Genomic DNA, 18,493 nt, shown 5'->3' with positions numbered 1-18,493 from the left:
CACCGGCCGCACGAGCTTCGAGATCCGGCCTCGACACCGGCCTCGAGGCCGGATCCGTGCCTCGAGGCCGGATCCGGTCAGGTGACGGTCAGGTGACGGTCAGCGGGGAGGAGCGGGCCGCCACGGCCCCTGTCCACGCTTCGCCTCCCCCGCCGCCCGGCCGGCGGCCTGCTTGCGCTTCCAGTCCTGACGGACGTCGGCACGCGTCCGGGCGTCGGACTTGGCGACGATCCACCGGTTCTCCCGGACGAGCTTGTGATAGCTCTCCAGTCGGCGCACGGGCAGCTCCCCGTCGTCGACGGCCGCCCGCACCGCGCACCCCGGCTCGGACTCGTGCGCGCAGTCGTGGAACCGGCAGTTCCGGGCGAACTCCTCGATCTCGGAGAAGACCTGGCCGACTCCGGCGCCGGCGTCCCAGAGGCCGACCCCGCGCAGCCCGGGCGTGTCGATGAGGACGCCCCCGCCGGGCAGCGGCAGCAGGTTGCGGGTGGTGGTGGTGTGCCGCCCCTTGCCGTCCAGGTCGCGGGTGGCCTGGACGCCCATCACGTCCTCGCCGACGAGCGCGTTCGCGAGCGTCGACTTGCCCGCGCCGGACGCCCCGAGCAGCACGGAGGTGCCCCGGCCGACGAGACCGGCGAGCTCCTCCACGCCCTCGCCGTCCCGTGCGCAGACGGTGAGCACCGGCACGCCGGGCGCGCTGGTCCCGACGTCCTGGACGAGGTACGACAGCGCGACCGGGTCGGGCACGAGGTCGGCCTTGGTGAGCACGACCACGGGCTGCGCGCCGGACTCCCAGGCCAGCGCGAGGAACCGTTCGATGCGGCCGAGGTCGAGTTCCACGGCCAGGGACATCGCGACCACGGCGTGGTCGACGTTGGCCGCGAGGATCTGCCCCTCGGAGCGCTTGGAGGACGTCGAGCGTACGAAGGCCGTACGACGCGGCAGCAACGTCCGCACGTACCGGGGATCGCGGCCTTCGGGATCGACGGTGACCCAGTCCCCCGTGCACACGACCTTCATCGGGTCACGGGGAACGACGAACTCGGTGTCGGCACGAACGGTTCCGGCCGGAGTGACGACATCGCACAGGCCACGGTCGACCCGCACGACACGACCGGGCAGAAGACCCTGCTCGGCGAACGGGGCGAACTCGGCCTCCCAGTCCGCATCCCAGCCGTACGGCACGAGGGGATGCGAGGAAGACGAGGACGAACCCGCGAGAGAAGAGAAAGACAAGGGGTGACCCTTCACAAGGGAGGCCCCGGCACCGCGCTCAATGGCACGGGAGGAACGGATGAGGTCAGCCGGAGGCCACGGAGGTGGACTTGATGAACTTCCGGATGCGGGCAACGCCCACCAGATAGACAGCCATCGGTCACACCTCCCGAACAAGCCAAGTCACCCACGGCACCACAAGGTTGCCGCTCGAACACCACCGACCCTAGGGGGACACGAGGCGCGACGCCACCGAATTCCGGCGCACCGTGGTTCGTGGTGGTCCCACAGGAGAGCCGCGCCGGGCCCCGGGAGAAATAGGCGCCTCCGGCACCGCCCTCCCCGCCGTCGCGCTGTCCAGGAACCCGGGCACCTCGCACACGACGGCGCCGTGTTGACTCTGGATGCGGTTGTGCGGATATCCGTATGTCTGCGCAGGGGCGGGGCGGACGTGCCACCGCGTCAAGCCGGCCGGTCACCCGTCCGTGCTGTCGTCACCGCTCCGCCCGGCCTCGGGCTCCCTGATGAGCCGGGTCGCCAGCCGGTAGGCGACGGTGACGTCCTGGTATTCCTGACCGGGGACGACCGTGTCCGGTAGGTGGGTGCGATCGCTGTGGCTCGTGGACTCCCGCTTCCCGGTGCCGGGGAAGCGGACGGCTGTCCGCGGTTCCTGCGTGAAGCGGAGCCGTTCGGCGTGGACCGTCGACCGGAACAGGATGTCCCCCACCGGGCTCCCGGCTCCCGCGCCTCGCGTTCAGGGCGGCTCCTCCGGCGCCCTGGCGGTACGAGGGCCACCGGACCTTGGCGGCAGCTTCCCGTCCTCTCCGCGCACCCGGCGGGTGCGGGTGCCGCCTCGACTCCGGCCGGCTCGGCCCCGCTCTCCCTCCGCGCCCTCGCGCGCCGCACGCGGCGGCTCGGTCCGTTCCGCGGTGGCGTTCGCCGTCTCCGCAGCTTCCGCAACGGCGTGGGTGCCGCCCCGCACCGTGTCGCCCGACGCTTCCGTCACGCCCGCAACCTGTCCGGCCACGCTCCCGGCGGTGCCGCCCACCGCCTCGCCGGCGCTTCCGACGGTCCGGCTCGTCTCATGGCCGACGTCCTCCACCGCGCCCCCGGCACCAGCGCCCACGTCCTGAACGGCCCTCCCGGCTCCCTGACCGACATCCTGCGCCACGGAGCCGACGCCCCGGCCCACGTCCTGTACGGCAGCCCCGGCACCCTGGCCCACATCCCGGACCGCAGCCCCGGCACCCTGGCCCACATCCCGGACGGCGGTCCCCGCGCCCCGGCCGACCTCCTGGACCGCCCTTCCGGCACCCGTACCCAGCTCCCCCACGGCCTGACGCGCTCCGCCGCCGACATCCTGCACGGCGGACCCGACTCCACGCGCCAGCTCGTGCAGGATCTCCGGGTTGCGGTCGAGCGTGGTGAGCACTCGGTCGATGATCTGTGCGACGTGGTGGAGACGCACCTTGAGCTGGGCCTGTGCCTCGACGCCCGAGATGCCCAGGTGCACCCGGCCGAGCGAGACGTCGGCGCCCACATTCAGTTTGAGCAGATCCAGCACCTCGGCCTGCAGCGAGACATGCGCCCGCAGGTCCTCGACATCCAGGTCGATCTCGTCGACCTTCAGGAGCGGAACGTCGAGGAAGACGTCAGGGCTCGCGCCGGCTGCGTCCTCCTCGTCGTAGGACGCCGGCTCGTCTTCGTACGATGCCGACTCCTCGTCGTAAGCGTCGGGATCGGTGTACTCGTCACTGTCCTCGGTGTCGAGTTCGTCACCGTGCTCGTCGTCGTACTCCTCGACGGAGCCTTCGTCGTTCTCGGCCTTGCCGCGCATCGCCACGCCTCCGCGGTTTTGGCGTATGTTTCGACCAGTTTCATCGATTATGTGCATCGATGCGCGGTCAGTACCGTCCGTCCGGGCGAGGGTGGCGGCCGCCAGGCGTGCTTGGATGGGTTCGCCGAACTACGCATAGCTGGGTTGACGCGCAGGTCAGAGTGGGTTTGGACCACTAAGCCGTCAGGCACGCGGCGGAGCGGCAGACGAGCGGCACGACATCCTTACCGCCGGCACCGCGAACTCGGTGTCGGCGCGGACGATGCCGACCGGGGTGACGATGTCGCAACGGCCGCGGCCGACAGGTACGACACTGCCGGGCGAGAGTCCCTGCTCGCCATACGGAGCGAATTCCGCTTCCCTGTTCCGCCTCCACCGAGTTCTGGCAGGGCTACAGACCATGCTGGTCGAGGAGCCGCATCAGGTTCCGCTTGCGCTTATGGCCGGCACGCAGGGCGGCGAGGTACACGGTGAACTCGTCTTCTGTGCCGAGGCGGTGGTGGCAGTCGCGCATGCTCAGCAGCAGACCGGTCACCTGCTCGTAGACGGTGTTGCCCGTCTGTTTCATGAGCGGTTCGGCCAGCCGCAGGTAGACCCCGAGCGCGTCGGCAGGACGGACGGCACGAGCCTGGTCGGCGAGGGCGAGCCACTGGCGGTCGTGCGCACGCGTTTCGGTCGCGGCCCGCCAGGCGGCGTCGATGTCCCCGTCGTCGAGCAGGGCATCGACCAGGACCGGTCCGCCGTACCAAGACCGCTGTCGCTGCCCGACGTCGGCGCGCAGCAGCACCAGCGCCTGTTCCCGCTCGGCCTGCCAGCAGCCGGCCGCCCGTGCCGCCGTACGCAACTGCTGGTACCCGGCCAGGGAACGGCGGGCCGCGAACTGGACGCGGCGCAGGGCGACCGCGTCGGAGAGCCGGTCGGCGCGGGCGTAGCGGTCGCAGAGGTAGTCGATCAGAGCGATGTCGGGGGTGACGTCGTCGGGTGTGTCCTCGATGCCGCGTTCCGCCCACCGCAGGGCCTCGTCCGGGCGGCCGGCGGTGTCCAGTTCGCGGGCGACGGTCAGGTGGGTGCTGCCGTCCGGGGCGAGGTCGGCCGTGTGCACGGCGACCCAGCCGTCCACGTCCCCCTCCGCCTTGGCCAGACGTTCCATGAGGTGCTTCTCCGCCCAGCCGGTGCGGTTGCGGCGCCAGGCCGCGGCTGCCAACTCTCGTACGCGGAGCACCCCATGGGCGCCGAGGACATCCGCGTAATCAAGGGGATCGATGCCGGTGAGGTCGTCCAGGTCACTGAGCAGATGGCCGACGAGCCACCGCGCGGTCTCGTCGGAGTCGGGGCGTGCCGCGCCGCACGCGTCGAGGTGGGCTTCGGCGAGCGCAGCCCCGATTCGACCCAGGTGACCATCGGAGTCGTCGATCGCGTCCTGCGCCTCGCTCAGCAGCCGCATCGCCTCCCGGGACAGGGAGATCGCGTCCTCGGGCCGCCCGGCGACGGTCAGCGCGGCGATCGCGGACACCGCCTGCGAGGCCTGTTCGCCGTAGGCGTGGGCATCGGCGTACTCCACGTAGCCGTACCGTGCGAAGGGGGCGGTGTCGAGAAGTTCCCGGATCCGGGCGCCGACCTCGGCCGTGTCTCCACGGGCGCTCGCCGCCCGCAACTCCAGCCGGCTCGCCAACTGCCGGTCTTCGGCGACCTGTTCCCGTAGCAGGGCGAGCAGCTCGTCCCTGGATCGCGCAGCCAGCCACGCATCCAGCTCCTGGGCACGAATCCTGGCCCGGCCGCGCTGTCGCGGCACCGCCTCCGGCTCGGAGAGGACGGTCAGGCCCAGGGCGACCAGATGCTTGCAGAAGTTGCCCTCCATGCCGTACGGGCAGTCGCACTCCCCGGCAAGGCCGTCGGGACCGTCCAGGGACAGCTCCACCCGGTAGGCGTCCGTCCCGTGAACGGTGGCCGTGATCCAGCCGTCACCGACCTCCACGGCGGTCACCGCGGCCAGATACCCTCGGCCCCGCTCGAAGGAGCGTGGCGCGGCCAGCGCCCGAAGGTCGTCCTCGTCGAAGTCCAAGTCCTGTGCCACAGAGGCATTCAACCGGAGGAGCCGAGCGACGGCCCCCGCAGTGCCCATATCGCTGTGCTGGTGGGCGCACACGCCCACCTCCGCATGCCAGGCGGCTGCGGCTCACGACGAGAGGGTACCGGCCGGCCGTCAGCCGTTGCTCGGCGCCTGGGGCGAGGTGGTCGATCCGGTCGCCTGGAGACGCGAACGCCCCGCGCCTCCCGGACAGCCCTGTCGCTCACCGGTGAGATACGAAGCGGTCGGTGTCCTCCGGGCGGTCGGGCTGCCCGTCAAGCGGCCAGCCCGACCCGTGCACCGCGGAGGATCAGCCGGGCAGCCGGTCCAGCAGCCACTCGCCGAGTTCCCGGGTGATGGCGGTGTGCGCCGTCGTGGCCGAGGAGCAGCTGAACTCGTCGGTCTCGCTCTCCTCCTGACGCGTGTGGCCCGAGCCGCTCAGCGCGAGACCCCGACGCCCTAGGCCGACTGCCGAGAAGGCCCAAGACGCCTCACCACGCGGGCCGAACCGCCTCGCCGGCTCCGCCCGCGCCCCGGTTCGGCCGGCGTGCGTCAGGAACTCGTGCACGCCTGCCCGTTGACGGTGAACGCGTACGGCGCGGTGTTCTTGTTCTGCCAGGAGGCGAGGAAGCCGAAGGTGAGGGTGCCGTTCGCCCCTACGGACCTGTTGTAGTCGGCGGCGGTCGCGGTGACGCGTGAGCCGCTCTGGGCGACGTTCGCGTCCCACATCTGGTCGACCTTCTGGCCGTCGCGGAAGGACCAGGCCACGCGCCAGGCGTCGAGCGTCACGGCGGTGGTGACGGTGACGGTGGCCTGGAAGCCGTCGGGCCACTGGTTGACGAGGTCGTACGTCACCTCGCAGGCCGCCGCGCCCTCGCTCCCCCCGGCACCCGTGGTGGCCGAGGAGGTGCCCTGGGGCTCGGGGTCGGGGTCGGGCGTCCCGGCGGCGTGGTCGCCGCCCGTCAACGTACCGCTCACGGACGGCGCGGGGCCGGACGAGGAGGGCGCGGCGGAGATGGCGGTATCGGCGGAAGGCAGGACGGAGCCGGGGCCGGACACCGGGCTGCCGTCGACGGGGTCGCCCTGGGCGACGCTCTCGCCGCCGCCCGTGCCACCGCTGTCGCCGGGCATCATCGACACGGCGAGCGCCAGCGCGGAGACCAGGACGGCGGTGACGAGCATTCCGTTGCGCAGCACACGCGCCCTGCCCGCGGCGGACTGGGCCGCCGCGCCCTCGGCGTCCCGGGCGTCGGGGCGTCCGCCTCCGAGGCGCACCTCGGAGGCCCGGCGACGGCGCTCCAGGTAGGCGAGGCCGCCCCAGCCGATGACGCCCTGGGCGAGCGCCGCGGGCAGCCCGCCCCCGTGCAGCCGCAGACAGGCGGCGGCCTCCGCACACTCCACGCAGGTGGCGAGGTGCCGGGAGAGGTCGGGAGGCGTGTCGGCGGCGGGCGAGCGGGTGACGGCGTCCAGGAGCCGGACGTAGCTGCGGCACTCCGCGTCCATCGGGGTGTCGAGATGGTTGCGGTGGCAGCGGTCCCGGAACAGTCCGCGGACCTGGTTCAGCTCCTCCACCGCGGCGGTCGGGTCCAGGCCCTGCCGGCGGATCACGGCGTGCAGCGGCAGTGCCTCCACCTCCGCCAGCCAGAGCAGGGCGGCGTCCGGTTCCTGCATGTCACGCAGTCCGCGCAGGGCGATGGGCCGGCTCAGGGGCGGTCCGACGTATCGTGCGGCCTTGTCGGAGTTCAGCCACAGGCGCAGGTCGGGGTCCAGTTTGTGACCCTGCCCCCGGGCCTCCCAGGCGGCCGCAGTGGTGCGTACGGCGGTCAGCAGCAGCGGGATCCGGGGCAGCCGGGACGAGCGACGGCCGGCACCTCGTGCGGTACCGTCCTCGGCTGCGCGGGCCTCGCGTATGCCGAGTGCGAACGCCTCGCGGGCCAACTGATTCGCCGCGGTCGAGCCGGACGTACACAGGTCGGCGTACGACAGGACGGCGTCCCAGCACTCGGAGAACAGCGCGGCCTCGGCGGCGTCCTTCGGGGTCGGCAGGTCGGGCATGAGTCTCCTGCATCCACAAGCGAGGTCAACTCACCATGACGGCAATGGAGTTGGGGGGAACCTCGCGGCAGGGGCAGAGCTTTTCACGTTACCGACACAACTGACAAGCGCCCTGTTCAGATGTCATGTCAGGACGACAGGACAGGCAACTGGACAGGACGGCGAGAAGGCTGCCGCGCGGTACTCCGGCCTCCAGTACGGACGCGGAGCGCCACGTGTTCAACACCGGCGCCAGGTTTTCGACGCCGGTTTCGCGAACTGCCCCGGTTCCCGACTCCGGCACCGCTTCCGCATCCGGCACCGGTTTCGGCGGACGACACCGGTGCCGGGACTATACGGTGGCCGAGTCCTGCGCCGGAAGGCTGTCCATGAAGGAGCTCACGGAGAACACCGCGCGGCCGGGCCCGGGCGGACCGTATCCGGGCGGCGAGGCGAGCCCGAACTCGTCCATGGTGGCGCGGTAGGCCTCGAGCAGCCGGATGTGGTACTCCAGCGGCGCGCCCTGCGGGTTGGCCTTGCCGAGCGGGGTGGTGGGCTCCGGGCACCAGGTGGTGAAGCGGGGTGTGATGCCCTGCGACATGAAGAACCGCAGGCCCTCCGTGGTGGAGGCGATGGCCTCGTCGACGGTGGCGAAGCCGAAGGGCTCGGCCATCTCCACCCCCGCGACGAAGTTGGGGATCACGTTGCGAGCACCGAAGATCTCCGCCGAGTCGAGGATCCGCTTGTGCCACTCGTCGCGGCCTACGTAGCGCTCCTTGCCCGGGCAGTACAGCTCGAACAGGCGGCGGTCCCACACCTCGTAGTTGGGGTGGTAGATCTGCACCCCGTAGTCCTTGAAGCGCTGCACGTCGTCGCGGGGCAGCGCCTGGGCGACGACCTTGCCGATCCAGCGGCCCGGGAAGCGCTCCTCGATGGCCTTGGCGTAGTGCCCGTAGAAGTCGGCCTCGTCGCGCCCGGCGACGGTCTTGGTGATGGCGCCGCCGGTGAGGGTGTACGCGGTGGACGCCTTCTGGGTGTCGTAGCGGTCGATGATCTCCAGGGCTTCGAGGACCTCCTCGACGTCCTTCACACCCGTGTACGGCCGGCCGGCCGCCTTGTGCTGGCGCCAGTTGTGGTTGATGTCGCAGTACTGGCACTCCTCCTTGGCGCCGAAGTACTGGCACACCCGGAAGACGGTCAGGTAGATCAGGTAGCCCCACTGGATGGTCGGGGCGACCTCCATGACGGACTTCCCGTTGGAGAGCTTGTGGCGGTAGTACTCCGGCATCGGCGGCACGCCGACGTCGGCGATGCGCTTCCCGTCGAGGTAGAGCCCGAGCAGTCCCTCGCCGTCCGCCGCGACGCGGTACGGGGAGGACGGGTTCACGCGGACCGAGACGACGGTGCGCCGCAGGTCGTACGGGCCTCCCGTGAGGATGATCTCCTCCGGCGGCCGACGCAGCGCGGCCTCGCCCAGCTCGGGCAGGGTGCCGTGGTCGAAGGAGAAGATGAAGTAGGACTTCGGTTTGACCTCGCCCGACTCGTTGTCGCTGAGAGCGGAGGGATCGAAGGCCACACCTCCGCGCAGCAGGTCCTCCTTGAAGACGGCCTCCCGCGGAACATGCGGAAAGCGCTCCATCAGATCCTCGACCAGCGCGGTACGGCTGCCCATCCCTCTCTCCTCCCGGTTCACGCGTACGACTCCTCACGGTATGCCCCCGGCGGCGCGGGGGTGGGGGCGGGGGCCTCGTGTTGCGGGCAAGGTAGGTTCCACCTGGGAACTCCGGGTTCTCGATCTCCTCGGAAGGGGCGAGCAGTCGCATGACAGAAACCGTCACCAACTGGGCCGGCAACATCATCTTCGCCGCCCGCGAACTGCACCGTCCGCGCTCCCTCGACGCGCTCCGCTCGCTGGTGGCGGGGAGCGGCCGCGTGCGGGTGCTGGGCAGCGGACACTCGTTCAACGAGATCGCCGAACCCGGCGGTGACGGCGTGCTGCTGTCGCTGGACGCCCTGGCCGGTGAGGTCGAGGTCGACACGGCGGCCCGGACCGTCCGGGTCGGGGGCGGGGTCCGGTACGCCGAACTGGCGCGCCGCGTGCACGAGCGCGGACTCGCGCTGCCGAACATGGCCTCCTTGCCGCACATCTCGGTCGCCGGCTCGGTGGCGACCGGTACGCACGGGTCGGGGGTCGGCAACGGTTCGCTCGCCTCTGCCGTCCGCGAGGTGGAGATCGTCACCGCCGACGGCTCGACCGTCGTCATCGGACGCGGCGACCGGCGGTTCGGCGGGGCCGTCACCTCGCTGGGCGCCCTCGGGGTGGTCACCGCGCTCACCCTCGACCTGGAGCCCGGCTACCAGGTGGAGCAGCACCTGTTCACCGAACTGCCGCTGGACGGACTGGACTTCGAGACCGTCGCGGCGGCCGCGTACAGCGTCAGCCTGTTCACCGACTGGGCCGCGCCCGGGTTCCGGCAGGTGTGGCTGAAACGGCGCACGGACCAGCCCCTCGGCGACTTCCCGTGGGCCACGCCGGCCGTGGAGGCGCTGCATCCGGTGCCGGGAATGCCGGCGGTCAACTGCACCGAGCAGTTCGGGGTGCCGGGCCCGTGGCACGAGCGGCTGCCGCACTTCCGCGCGGAGTTCACGCCGAGCAGCGGGAACGAGTTGCAGAGCGAGTACCTGCTGGCACGTCGGCATGCCACCGACGCGCTGCACGCGATCGACCGTGTCCGGCAGGCGGTGTCCCCCGTGCTCCAGGTCTGCGAGGTGCGGACCGTCGCCGCCGACGAGCAGTGGCTGAGCCCCTCCTACGGGCGGGACACCGTGGCGCTGCACTTCACCTGGGTCGAGGACACGGCGGCCGTGCTGCCGGCGGTGCGGGCGGTGGAAGCCGCGCTGGAGCCCTTCGAGCCGCGGCCGCACTGGGGCAAGGTGTTCGAGGTGCCGGCCGACGTGGTGCGCGGGCGGTATCCGCGCATCGACGACTTCACGGCCCTGGCGCGGGTGCTGGACCCGGCCGCGAAGTTCACCAACGCCTTCGTCAGGGACGTCCTGGCGAGCTGATTCACGCCACCTCCGGCCGACTTTATAAAGCCCCTTTCCTAACCCCTTGTAGAACGCTTCGGCACCCCATAGCCTGACGCGGCGCCGGTGCCGTCGCAGTGCGGGCCCGCCCGGCACGCGAAGGGACGGAAGGGATGAGGGGGCACGCTCCATGAAGCGCGGCACATCACGTGACATCCGTACCGCGAACCGCTATGAGGTGCTGCGTCAGATCATCGCCGCCTCGCCCACCTCCCGGCAGGAGCTCGCGGCCGCTACCGGACTCTCGCTGGCCACCGTCGCCACCCTCGTCGGCGAGCTGCTCGACCTCCGCATGATCACGGAGGTCGGGTTCGAGGACTCGGCGGGTGGCCGCCCCCGGGGCCTCGTGGCCGTCAACGCGTCGGGGGGCGCGTTGATCGGCGTGGACATCGCGGAGACCTACGTCCATGTCGAGCTCTTCGACCTGGCCCTGAACGTGCTGGCCCGGGCCGAGGAGAACATGCGGCCCGGCGAGAGCCGCCCCGCGCAGGTGGTCGGCCATGTCGCGGCGGCCGCCGGTTCGGTGGTCGCGCAGGCCGGGGTCGAGGCCGCCCGGGTGCTCGGCGTCGGGGTGAGCGTGCCGGGGCAGGTGGACCGGGCCACCGGCATCTCCGAGTACGCGCCCAACTGGGACTGGCACGACGTGCCGTTGCTCGACCTGCTCTCCGAACACATCGCGTATCCGCTGTACCTGGACAACCCGCTGCGCGCCGGCGCGGTCGCCGAGCTGTGGTTCGGCGCGGCGCGCGGGCACGGGGACGCCGTGGTGGTCAACCTGGGCACGGGAGTCGGGGCCGGTCTGGTTCTCGGCGGCGAGCTGCACCGGGGCGTCAGCAACAGCGCCGGCGAGTGGGGGCACACCACGCTCGTGCTCGACGGGAGGCTGTGCCGCTGCGGCAACCACGGCTGCGTGGAGACGTACGTCGGCGCGCCCGGCATCATGCAGAACCTGCGTGAACTCAGCCCGCTGAGCCCGCTGTTGCACCCCGAGGACCAGACCGCCACCATCGACGCGCTGGCCGTCGGGGTGGCCGCGGGCGAGCCGGTCGCCGTCAAGGTCGTCCGGGACACCGCCCGTTACCTCGGCGCCGGCATCGCCAACCTGGTCAACGTGCTCAACCCCGAGGTGGTCGTGCTGAGCAGCTGGGTCGCCGCCCGGCTCGGCGAACCCCTCCTGGAGGAGGTGCGCGAGGCCGTGGCCCGGCACGCGCTGAAACGGCCGCTGGCCGCCAACCGGATCGTCCTCTCCCCGATCCCCACCGACCCGGCCTGTCTGGGGGCGGCGACGTTCGCGCTCGAGGGGGCGTTGCGGTCGGTCGGGCCACGAAACGCCAAGCGGGCCGTTTTCGCCGCCGCCAGGAGCCGTACCGCGCCGCCCGGCTGAACCGTGCGCACCGCGCCACCCCCATGACGACGGAAGGAATGCAGCCTTGACGCGAGCCGACAGCGACTTACGTCCTCGACCGGAAGAAGCCAGACGGTTCGCCCGCCGTCCTGGAACACCCGCCGGCGGCCGCTCTGCCGAGCCGCTGTCAGCCGGCGCGGCCGACGCCTCCCTCTCGCCTGCGCGGACCGTGGCCGGCCGCCCTGTCGTACGTCGGGCGGTCGGCACCCGGGGACGCGGGCGGACCTGCACCGGCGCGGAGCCGGAGGCCGGCGCGGTCGACGCGCTCACCGGTGACGTCACCCCGCGCCGATCGGCGAACGCGAACGGCCGCGGCGCCGACCGGGCCGACGGAGAGTGCCCCGCCGCCGGCGAGCGGACGATCGTCCGCAGCTCGAGAGTGATCCTCAACAGCCGCGCCGACGAGGCCGACCGGACCCCGGCCGGGCGGTAGCCACACGGGGAGAACTCCCCCCTTGACCGAGGGTCGCCGGCCCTGACACCGGCGGCCCTCAACCTCCTTTTCGCGCAGCCGCGTTACCCCGTCGCTGCCGCTTCACACCCTTCCCTTTCGCCCCTTCCGTTCGCCATCCCGAACCGATCACAACGCTTCGAACAGACTTCGTCCAACCCCTTGCCGAAGCCTTAGCCGAAGGTTAACGTCCCGCTCCGCGACGCCATTTGGGCCATCTGGCGCTACAGCCGCCCAGCCGCAGCCGTACTCGAGACAAGGACGTCACCATGTCGGCAATGAGCAACAGCAACTGGTCCCGCAGGTCCCTCTTCCGGGCCGCCGCCGGCATGGCCGCCGCCGGCACGCTGGCCGCCTGCGGCGGCAACAACGGCCGCGGCGGCGGTGCCGGTTCGGGCGTCGACCTGACGCAGTTCTTCCACGCGTACGGCGAGCAGGGCACCGAACAGGCCATCAAGAAGTACGCGAAGGCCTACGACAAGGCCAACGTGACCACGCAGTGGATCACCAGCGCCGACTTCGAGAGCAAGCTCTTCGCGACGCTGCTCACCAAGAGCGCGCCGGACCTGTTCGAGTTCCACCCGCAGATCCAGCTGGTCAAGAGCGGTCAGGTGGCGGACCTGACCGACATCGTCACGCCGGTCAAGGACGACTTCAACCCGGCCGACATCAAGTCGCACACGGTGGACGGCAAGATCTACGGCGTCCGCATGATCGACGACCCGCAGTTCTTCTTCTACCGCAAGTCGATGCTGGAGAAGGCGAAGGTCGAGGTGCCGACCACGCTCGACGAACTGGCGGAGGCCGCCGACAAGCTCACCACCGGCAAGGTCAAGGGCCTGTACATGGGCGACGACCTGCACAGCGTCATCGACACGATGATCTGGTCGGCCGGCGCGGACCACCTCGACGAGAAGAACGAGATCGCCTACCACACCCCTGGCGTCATCGAGGGTCTGAAGAAGATGCGCAAGCTCTTCACCAGCGGCAACCTTCTCCTCGGCGCACCGACCGCCTCCTGGGACCCCTCCTCGCTCAACCAGGGCCTGTGCGCCATCCAGTTCTGTGGCATGTGGGCGATGCCGGGGATCCAGAAGGCGCTCGGCGACGACTGGGGGGTCTTCCCCTTCCCGAAGACCATCGACTCCGGCAAGCAGTCGGTCTACAACGGCGGTTGGTCGATGTTCGTCAACGCCAAGGGCAAGAACGTCGACGCGGCCAAGGAGTACGTCAAGTGGCTGTGGATCGACCAGAAGAAGTACCAGGAGGAGTGGGCCACGTCCTTCGGCTTCCACATCCCGCCGCGCACCTCGATCGCGCAGACTGCCACCAAGCTCAAGTCGGGCAACGCCGCTGAGGGCGTCCGGCTCTTCAACGAGTTCGGGCACTTCGACAACATCGGCTGGACCCAGGCCATGCGCACCTCCCTCGAGGACGTCTTCGCCAACAGCGTCCGCAAGGACATGGACCCGGAGGCCGCGCTCGACAAGGCGGACACGGCCGTCAACCGCGAACTCAAGAAGCTGTTCGGATAGGCCGCGGGACGGATCACGACATGTCGACGACCAGCACGCGCGACCTCGCGCGCCCCGCCCCGGCGAAGGCCTCACCGGCCAAGCCGCGGCGGGGTCTGCGGGGCAGCCCCACCTTCAACTTCTGGCTCTTCAGCGGACCGTTCCTCATCGGTCTGGCGATCTTCGTCTACGCGCCGATCCTCTGGAGTCTCTGGCTCAGCTTCTTCGAGGCCCGCTTCACCGTCACGCCCGACAAGTTCGTCGGCTTCGAGAACTACACGTACATGCTGACGGACGACGACTTCGTCGGATCGCTCGGCACCTTCACCGCCTTCGCCGCGTTCATCGTGCCCACCACCTGGGCGCTCTCGCTGGGCCTCGCCCTGCTGGTGAACCAGCTGCGCTTCATGCGGGCGTTCTTCCGTTCGGTCTTCTTCCTGCCGACCGCGTGCAGTTACGTGGCCGCCTCGCTGATCTGGAAGATGTCCATCTTCAGCGGGGTCCGCTTCGGCATGATGAACACGGTCCTCGGCTGGTTCGGGATCGAGAACATCGCCTGGCTGGTCGACCCCAACCCGCCCTGGTACTGGCTCGTCATCGTCTCGGCACGGCTGTGGCTGCAGTCCGGCTTCTACATGATCCTGTTCCTCGCCGCGCTGCAGAACATCCCGGGCGAGCTGTACGAGGCCGCCGCCATCGACGGCGCCAAGCCGGGCTGGCAGACCTTCCGGTACATCACCCTGCCCCAACTGCGCGCCACGTCCACCGCGGTGATCCTCCTGCTGCTCATCGCCGCGTACCAGGCATTCGACGAGTTCTACAACCTCCTGTCGAAGACCACGTGGGGTCGTCCGCCCCTCGTCGAGCTGTACTACAAGGCCCTGGGCGAGAGTCAGGACTACGGCGCCGGCAGCGCGGGCGCGGTCATCCTGACCGTGCTGATCTGCGCGGTGACCCTGCTCCAGGGCAGGTTCCTGGGCTTCGGAAGGGGGGAGGAGTCCAAGTGACCAGCACGATGCCCGAGGTGCGGGAGCCCGCACCGCCGTCCGGGAAACCCCGCCGCGACCGGCGCGGTGGCGGCGTGATGAGCTCCACCGGCCTCTACGTCGCCACCGGGATCGCCGGCTTCTTCTTCCTGATCCCGTTCTACCTGCTGATCCGCAACGCCCTCTCCACCGACGCCGAGATCACCGGAGAGAACTGGAAGTTCTTCCCCACGGACATCCAGTGGGGCAACATCAGCGAACTGTTCACCGACGAGACGGTGCCCTTCGCCCAGTCCCTGTGGAACTCGGCGGTCGTGGCCACCCTGCACACCGCCGGCGTCCTGCTGGTGTGCTCCCTCGCGGGCTACGCTCTCGCCCGCATCCCGTACAGGCACGCCAACAAGGTCTTCTACGCCGTCCTGGGCACACTGATGGTCCCGACGGCGGTCACCTTCGTCCCCAGCTTCGTCCTGGTGTCGTCGCTCGGCTGGGTGGACACCTACCGGGGTCTGATCATCCCGGGCCTGTTCAGTGGTTTCACCTGCTTCCTGTTCCGGCAGTACTTCCTGGGGTTCCCCAAGGAGCTGGAGGAGGCGGCGCGCGTGGACGGACTGGGCTACTGGGGTGCGTACTGGCGCATCGTGGTGCCCAACTCTCTGAACTTCTTCGCGGCGATGGCGACCATCACCTTCATCAACGGCTGGAACTCCTTCCTGTGGCCGCTGGTCATCGGCCAGGACCCCGGTTCGTGGACCGTCCAGGTCGCGCTCTCCAACTACATGACCAACCAGACCGTCATCTTCCATCTGATCTTCATGGCCACGGCCATGTCCATCCTGCCCCTGGTGTTCGTGTTCCTCTTCCTCCAGCGCTGGCTGGTCCAGGGGATCGCGCAGACCGGCATCAAGGGCTGACACGTTCCTCTGAAGACCTGGAGACAGATGTCCTTCCGCACCACCACCGACGTCGGTTACGTAGAGGACGTCTCACCGGGCAGCGGGGCACTTCCGCCCCGCGCCCGGTACGCCGGCTCGGACGCCCGCTCCCTCTCGCTGAACGGGAGTTGGCGTTTCCGGCTGTCCGGGACGGCCGACGCCGAGGACGACTCGTTCGCCGGGGACGGCTACGACGCCGGGGGCTGGGCCGAGATCACGGTCCCGGGCCACTGGGTCCTCCAGGGCGACGGGGCCTTCGGCGCGCCCGCCTACACCAACCATCTCTACCCCTTCCCGGTCGACCCGCCCCGGGTGCCGACCGAGAACCCGACCGGCGACCATCTGAGGGTCTTCGACCTGCCCGGGGGATGGCCCGGCCCTTCCGAAGGCGGATTCCTCCTCCGTTTCGACGGCGTCGAGTCCTGCGCCCGCGTCTGGCTGAACGGCACGGACATAGGCGAGTTCAAGGGCTCACGGTTGCCGCACGAGTTCGCGGTCGGACACCTGCTCAGGCCGACGGGCAACGTCCTCGCGGTCCGGGTCCACCAGTGGTCGGCGGGCTCGTACCTGGAGGACCAGGACCAGTGGTGGCTGCCGGGCATCTTCCGTGACGTCACGCTGCTGCACCGCCCGGCCGGCAGCGTCCTCGACTTCTTCGTGCACGCCTCCTACGACCATGTCACGGGCGCCGGCACCCTGCGTGTCGACTCCGATGTCGACGGACGGGTGATCGTGCCTGCCCTGGACATCGACGTCGAGACCGGACGGACGGTCACGGCGCCGGTTCGGCCGTGGACGGCGGAGATCCCCGAGCTGTACGACGGTGAACTGGTGACGGCGGGCGAGCGGGTGCCGCTGCGCATCGGCTTCCGTACCGTCGAGCTCGCGGACGGCCTGATCAAGGTCAACGGCAGGCCGGTCCTCTTCAAGGGCGTCAACCGGCACGAGTGGCACCCGGAGACGGGCCGGACCCTCGACCTGGAGACGATGCGCGCGGACGTGCTGCTGATGAAGCGGCACAACGTCAACGCCGTCCGCACCTCGCACTATCCGCCCCACCCGGCCTTCCTCGACCTGTGCGACGAGTACGGGCTGTGGGTGATCGACGAGTGCGACCTGGAGACCCACGGCTTCGTCGAGCAGGACTGGCGGGACAACCCCGTCGACGACGACCGCTGGACCCCCGCTCTCCTCGACCGCGCCGCCCGCATGGTCGAAAGGGACAAGAACCATCCCTCGGTGGTCATCTGGTCCCTCGGCAACGAGGCCGGCACCGGCCGCGGCCTCACCGCCATGGCCGAGTGGATCCACGACCGCGACGCCTCGCGCCTCGTGCACTACGAGGGCGACATCGACTGCCGTGACACGGACGTCTATTCGCGCATGTACGCCTCCCACGACGAGGTGGAGCGGATCGGGCTGGGCCAGGACGGCGGCACCCGGAAGCGACGTCAACTGCCCTTCATCCTCTGCGAGTACGCCCACGCCATGGGCAACGGGCCGGGCGGACTGGCCGACTACCAGCGGATCTTCGAGGCGCACGACCGCCTCCAGGGCGCCTTCGTCTGGGAGTGGATCGACCACGGCGTCAAGCACCCGGAGCTGGGGTACGCCTACGGTGGCGACTTCGGCGAGGAACTGCACGACGGGAACTTCGTCTGCGACGGTCTGGTCTTCCCCGACCGCACCCCCTCCCCCGGTCTCGTCGAGTTCAAGAAGGTGATCGAGCCGGTCCGTATCGAGGGCGACGGCACGGGCAGAACCGTGCGGATCACCAACGTGTACGACTTCTCGGACCTCTCCCACCTGAGCTTCGAGTTCTTCCACCAGGTGGACGGTCTCCCCACGGGCGCGAAGGAACTCACGGTCGGGTCCCTCGCGCCCGGGGAGTCGGCCGAGATCACGCTCCCGGCCGGCCCCGACGGTCAGGGCGACGAGGTCCAGTGGACGATCCGCGCGCTGCTCGCCGAGGACACTCCGTGGGCACCCAGGGGTCATGCGGTGGCATGGGGCCAGGAGACCGTCGTCCCACGCGCACCCAGGACCGTCACCGCCTCGGAGGCGCCCGTCCCCGGTGAGCGGCTGATCACGCTCGGTCCCGGAGCCTTCGACGCGCGTACCGGCGAACTGAGGACGATCGGCGGCGTCGACGTCACCGGTCTGCGTCTGGATGTGTGGCGGGCGCCGACCGACAACGACGACGGGGCACCCTGGCAGGACGACACGCGCTACGGAACGCTGTGGCGTACGTACGGCCTGCATCGCATGCGGCACCGCCTGGACGGCGTCGAGCCGGGTGACGACGCGCTGACCGTACGGACCCGGGTGGCGCCGGCCGGCCGGGAGGTGGGCCTGCGCACCGTGTACCGCTGGACGTCCGACGGGACCCGGCTGAAACTGACCGTCTCCGTGGGCCCCGAGGGCGACTGGACGGTGCCACTGCCCAGGATCGGCATCCGCTTCGGGCTGGCGGCGGCGTCCGCGGAACACGCGCGGTGGTTCGGTGGCGGTCCCGGAGAGGCGTACCCGGACACCAGGGCCGCATCCATGCTCGGCCAGTGGGACGGGAGCGTGGACGAGGAGATGCAGACTCCCTACGTGCGACCGCAGGAGAACGGAGCGCGCGCCGACGTCCGGTGGGCGGAGCTCGGCGGACTGCGGATCGAAGGCGACCCGGAGTTCTGGTTCTCCGCGCGCCGCTGGACGACCGAGCAGCTGGACGCGGCGCGGCACCTGACCGACCTCACAGCCGGCGACACGGTCTGGGTCAACCTCGACCACGGCCAGCACGGCATCGGCTCCCAGTCCTGCGGCCCGGGCCCGCTGCCGCGGTACTTCCTCGGCGCCGCGCCCGCGGAGTTCTCGTTCGTCTTCACCGCAACCGACTGATCGACTGACCGTGTGATCGACATTCCGTTTATGTTAATACGCATCCCGCGGCCGTCGTGATCAATTAGTTTC

The 18,493-nt window shown here is 70.3% G+C and carries 14 protein-coding genes; 7 read left to right on the top strand and 7 right to left on the bottom strand.

The window, feature by feature from the left end:
• Nucleotides 1-99: 99 nt before the first annotated feature.
• The 7 genes from rsgA to ACFWBB_RS38045 all read right to left on the bottom strand — a co-directional run bounded on the left by rsgA (nucleotide 100) and on the right by ACFWBB_RS38045 (nucleotide 8,826).
• A complete protein-coding gene (gene rsgA / locus ACFWBB_RS38075; RefSeq protein ID WP_385282411.1) occupies nucleotides 100-1,236 on the bottom strand; it encodes a ribosome small subunit-dependent GTPase A in 1,137 nt (378 codons plus the stop codon).
• Between the two features lie 454 nt (nucleotides 1,237-1,690).
• Nucleotides 1,691-1,942: a hypothetical protein gene (locus ACFWBB_RS38070; protein ID WP_385282408.1), complete on the bottom strand. Its 252-nt coding sequence runs from the start codon at nucleotides 1,940-1,942 to the stop codon at nucleotides 1,691-1,693.
• A gap of 27 nt (nucleotides 1,943-1,969) precedes the next feature.
• Nucleotides 1,970-3,052, bottom strand: a complete 1,083-nt coding sequence (locus tag ACFWBB_RS38065; RefSeq protein WP_385282405.1) for a hypothetical protein — start codon at nucleotides 3,050-3,052, stop codon at nucleotides 1,970-1,972.
• A 391-nt stretch (nucleotides 3,053-3,443) separates the two neighbouring features.
• Nucleotides 3,444-5,126 carry an SWIM zinc finger domain-containing protein gene (locus tag ACFWBB_RS38060; RefSeq protein ID WP_385282402.1) on the bottom strand — a complete coding sequence of 561 codons (1,683 nt, stop codon included), beginning with the start codon at nucleotides 5,124-5,126 and terminating at the stop codon, nucleotides 3,444-3,446.
• A 304-nt stretch (nucleotides 5,127-5,430) separates the two neighbouring features.
• The gene (locus tag ACFWBB_RS38055) at nucleotides 5,431-5,688 is read right to left on the bottom strand and encodes a hypothetical protein (protein ID WP_385282399.1); all 258 of its coding nucleotides are present in this window, start codon (nucleotides 5,686-5,688) and stop codon (nucleotides 5,431-5,433) included.
• Complete coding sequence (locus ACFWBB_RS38050) at nucleotides 5,673-7,175, bottom strand: cellulose-binding domain-containing protein (protein ID WP_385282396.1); 1,503 nt, start codon at nucleotides 7,173-7,175, stop codon at nucleotides 5,673-5,675. Before ACFWBB_RS38050 ends, ACFWBB_RS38055 begins: the two co-directional genes overlap by 16 nt.
• Nucleotides 7,176-7,506: 331 nt before the next feature.
• On the bottom strand, nucleotides 7,507-8,826 hold the full coding sequence (locus ACFWBB_RS38045; protein WP_385282394.1) for a radical SAM protein: 1,320 nt from the start codon (nucleotides 8,824-8,826) through the stop codon (nucleotides 7,507-7,509).
• A 149-nt stretch (nucleotides 8,827-8,975) separates the two neighbouring features.
• Between ACFWBB_RS38045 and ACFWBB_RS38040 the strand changes: the two genes are divergently transcribed.
• The 7 genes from ACFWBB_RS38040 to ACFWBB_RS38010 all read left to right on the top strand — a co-directional run bounded on the left by ACFWBB_RS38040 (nucleotide 8,976) and on the right by ACFWBB_RS38010 (nucleotide 18,421).
• Nucleotides 8,976-10,220 carry an FAD-binding protein gene (locus tag ACFWBB_RS38040; RefSeq protein ID WP_385282391.1) on the top strand — a complete coding sequence of 415 codons (1,245 nt, stop codon included), beginning with the start codon at nucleotides 8,976-8,978 and terminating at the stop codon, nucleotides 10,218-10,220.
• Nucleotides 10,221-10,371: 151 nt separating this feature from the next.
• A complete protein-coding gene (locus ACFWBB_RS38035) occupies nucleotides 10,372-11,625 on the top strand; it encodes an ROK family transcriptional regulator (protein WP_385282388.1) in 1,254 nt (417 codons plus the stop codon).
• 190 nt (nucleotides 11,626-11,815) lie between these two features.
• Nucleotides 11,816-12,079 (top strand): hypothetical protein, encoded by a 264-nt coding sequence (locus ACFWBB_RS38030; protein WP_385282385.1) that lies wholly within the window; start codon nucleotides 11,816-11,818, stop codon nucleotides 12,077-12,079.
• 296 nt (nucleotides 12,080-12,375) lie between these two features.
• The gene (locus ACFWBB_RS38025) at nucleotides 12,376-13,632 is read left to right on the top strand and encodes an ABC transporter substrate-binding protein (RefSeq protein WP_385282382.1); all 1,257 of its coding nucleotides are present in this window, start codon (nucleotides 12,376-12,378) and stop codon (nucleotides 13,630-13,632) included.
• Nucleotides 13,633-13,652: 20 nt separating this feature from the next.
• Nucleotides 13,653-14,618 carry a carbohydrate ABC transporter permease gene (locus tag ACFWBB_RS38020; RefSeq protein WP_385282379.1) on the top strand — a complete coding sequence of 322 codons (966 nt, stop codon included), beginning with the start codon at nucleotides 13,653-13,655 and terminating at the stop codon, nucleotides 14,616-14,618.
• Nucleotides 14,615-15,511, top strand: a complete 897-nt coding sequence (locus tag ACFWBB_RS38015; protein ID WP_385282376.1) for a carbohydrate ABC transporter permease — start codon at nucleotides 14,615-14,617, stop codon at nucleotides 15,509-15,511. The genes ACFWBB_RS38020 and ACFWBB_RS38015 overlap by 4 nt, the downstream gene beginning before the upstream one ends.
• Nucleotides 15,512-15,538: 27 nt before the next feature.
• Nucleotides 15,539-18,421, top strand: a complete 2,883-nt coding sequence (locus ACFWBB_RS38010) for a glycoside hydrolase family 2 TIM barrel-domain containing protein (RefSeq protein ID WP_385282373.1) — start codon at nucleotides 15,539-15,541, stop codon at nucleotides 18,419-18,421.
• Nucleotides 18,422-18,493: the final 72 nt, after the last annotated feature.

This window comes from Streptomyces sp. NPDC060000 (genome assembly GCF_042737375.1).
Classification (GTDB): Bacteria; Actinomycetota; Actinomycetes; order Streptomycetales; family Streptomycetaceae; genus Streptomyces.
Note: the sequence above shows the minus strand (reverse complement) of the source record. Positions and strands in the feature narration are given on the sequence as shown.

Coding starts and splice junctions, on each gene's coding strand:
- ACFWBB_RS38025 (WP_385282382.1), top strand. CDS start 12,376: ATGAGCAACAGCAACTGGTCCCGCAGGTCCCTCTTCCGGGCCGCCGCC.
- ACFWBB_RS38045 (WP_385282394.1), bottom strand. CDS start 8,826: ATGGGCAGCCGTACCGCGCTGGTCGAGGATCTGATGGAGCGCTTTCCG.
- ACFWBB_RS38050 (WP_385282396.1), bottom strand. CDS start 7,175: ATGCCCGACCTGCCGACCCCGAAGGACGCCGCCGAGGCCGCGCTGTTC.
- ACFWBB_RS38010 (WP_385282373.1), top strand. CDS start 15,539: ATGTCCTTCCGCACCACCACCGACGTCGGTTACGTAGAGGACGTCTCA.
- ACFWBB_RS38020 (WP_385282379.1), top strand. CDS start 13,653: ATGTCGACGACCAGCACGCGCGACCTCGCGCGCCCCGCCCCGGCGAAG.
- ACFWBB_RS38065 (WP_385282405.1), bottom strand. CDS start 3,052: ATGCGCGGCAAGGCCGAGAACGACGAAGGCTCCGTCGAGGAGTACGAC.
- ACFWBB_RS38035 (WP_385282388.1), top strand. CDS start 10,372: ATGAAGCGCGGCACATCACGTGACATCCGTACCGCGAACCGCTATGAG.
- ACFWBB_RS38040 (WP_385282391.1), top strand. CDS start 8,976: ATGACAGAAACCGTCACCAACTGGGCCGGCAACATCATCTTCGCCGCC.